Genomic DNA, 2,496 nt, shown 5'->3' with positions numbered 1-2,496 from the left:
GTGAACGCTTCATTGTCCGTCCTTGTGAGGGGCCGGACTCTAACTCAACCTGGAGGAAAATTTCAGTGGCAGGTCAGCTATAGTAAGTGATCAACCCGTACGGCTTGATAGTGTTTCGCGTTATTTTACCGTACCAATGCCAAGCTAGGATGGCACACAGTGAGCTAGTCTCGACACGATCGAGAATATAGCTTTCAAGGCTCTCTCTCAGTCCGAGCTTAATTTCATCTGGTAGGTACTCGAATGTTCGAGACTGACGTTCAAATCTGAGTTTGGCATTGAGCGGAACCCCTTGAGCTATAGATGCTACTGCGGCTGCCTGAACGTCGCTCGATTTAAATAACTCAACTAGCTCTTTGAGTATCACATCTCTAGCAAAATCACGACGCTGAACATTGCAGTTTGCGCATTCGCCGAGGGTCTGATGAATGCTAATGCTGCCCTGAGAACAGGCCGATACTGCTAACCTGACTATTTGAGTTATTAACTCTCTAATTACAGTCTCTGAGCCAGTGATGTATTCCAATGATCTAGCTGAAAATGAAAGTACAGCTTCAAGTTCCTTAACATTATTATAGGAACTTAGCATAGATCCTAAATATCGTAAGGCCTCGTCTTGTCGTCGAGCATTGCGGTATGTAGTGATCTGAAGTGCGAGATGGGCAACGACATCCCACTCGCTTTTACGAATTTTTTCTTCGATATCAGCAAATACCTCTTTTACAGTGTCACATCTGTTGTCGATATGCCTCGCGAAAAAATACTCTAAAAATGTTTGATGTGTGAATGAGAATACGTTGTCGCCAACCTCTGACATGACCCATGCGCGTCCAACTATAAATTTGACGAGAGCCTTTGATGCTTCATAAGCTTTCGCTTTCTGAAAATAGATATCTTCAAAATAGTCTTCAGCCTGCTTCTGCAGCCATTTCTTCTCTACGCCTGAGGAGAGTTCTGGATGGCCATATATCTTTGAAGCGAGATGACTAAAGAGCTGAATGCGGTCAAAATCAGGCGGTACGTCTGCGTTGATATTGCGATCTGGATCCCAACGTTCGAATAGCAAAGTCGCGCATTCTTGATAAATTTCTGGCCTATTCGATGGGACATCTCCACGAGCATTAAAAATCCAAGCCATCAGACCAAGCATCAATGGATTGCGTCTAAGATCTGCCGCATTGGCTGTCGTTTGTCTCACAAATGCGTTGGCTAAAGCCTCTGCCTCTCGCTTTTGCCGGTTTCCAACCACTTGCATGAATTTTGTGGTGTATGCAAAAACCTCTTGATCATCGAATTTTTCTAGTACCAGTTCCTCGAAATCGTCACCCAATGGGGCATCATCGTAACCCACGAGGCGGGACGTAACTAGAACTGGGCATAAGGGATATTGATCACAGAAGGACAACACCAGATCCACGAAATCTCTCCGCTGTGCAGTAGCGAGGATCTCGTCAAGTCCGTCAAATGCTAGTACCGCACGACCGGTCGCTAGAAGTTTCCGAATTGCAGGCTCAAATTCAGATCTATCAGCACTGACGTGGTTCTGGATGTCTCTCAGAATGAATTCAAGAATAGAAAGTTGAGGTTCACTGGTTCGTGCTCTCTCGAACGTCCGTAGGATAACACGAAGCGGAATCTTCTGGAGTTGAGGTTCTGTCTTCCTTGCGGCATCTGTTTGTAGGGAAAACACAGATTGCCTTGCCAAATCGTAACAGATGCTCTGGCACAACGTACTTTTTCCGCCGCCTGGATCTCCCAAAACTACAACTCTACGAAACTGCAATCGTAAATCCGTGTAGCCAATCTTCTCAAGATGATCTTCTTCCCAGAATGAACCTTGTATCGTATGCGGTAATACGCGACGCGCGACCTGAGATTGATCCAATCCCCTTGTCGCGATTGTTACCCGTTCTGCATTTCGCTGGGTTTCTCTGTATCGGAGTTTTGGGGGAATATAGATTCTGGAGATTTCTACCAGCCTCGGCCCTTTGTTAGTTTCAACGCGAACTGTTTTATAAGATGATTGGAGCCCTCGAGAGATCTTCAAAAGGGTAGAGTTCGCAATCTCGCTACTCACGTCGTAGCGGGTTGAGGCACGACTGACCAACGCGTTAAGCGCTGCCTCAATTCCATCCAAACGTCCGTTGAGTTCATCACGAGAGGAATGAAGGAAGTTGTACAAAACTCTATCTTTTGAGAGTTCACTTAGTGTGACCTCAAAAGATCGCATCATTTTTGCATAGAGATCCTCACCTGAGGTGGATTCACCCATTAGAGAAGCGTGAAGCTCCAAGAACGAGTTTTCAATAGCTGGAGCGCTTCTACCTAGAAGTGCGCTTTCAACCATTGCGGAAACGATTCCGGTCTTTTCAAGTTCTGACAGAAAATCATGCAAACACTGATTAAGCTCTCCTCGGTAAGCTCGACTTTGGCCATTTCTGGCGGGTGATGTGGGAGCGCAGGGCGGCGAAGCGAACGATGCGGTAGACTGGCAGC

1 protein-coding gene is annotated in these 2,496 nt (G+C 46.3%); it reads right to left on the bottom strand.

Annotation, left to right across the window (positions count from 1 at the left end):
* Window positions 1-73: 73 nt before the first annotated feature.
* Window positions 74-2,395 (bottom strand): NACHT domain-containing protein, encoded by a 2,322-nt coding sequence (locus JKL45_RS29445; RefSeq protein WP_201865301.1) that lies wholly within the window; start codon window positions 2,393-2,395, stop codon window positions 74-76.
* Between the last annotated feature and the right edge of the window lie 101 nt (window positions 2,396-2,496).

Origin of the sequence: Microvirga soli (assembly GCF_016734765.1) — a bacterium.
Lineage (GTDB): Bacteria > Pseudomonadota > Alphaproteobacteria > Rhizobiales > Beijerinckiaceae > Microvirga > Microvirga soli.
This window is presented reverse-complemented; position numbering and strand designations above follow the sequence as displayed.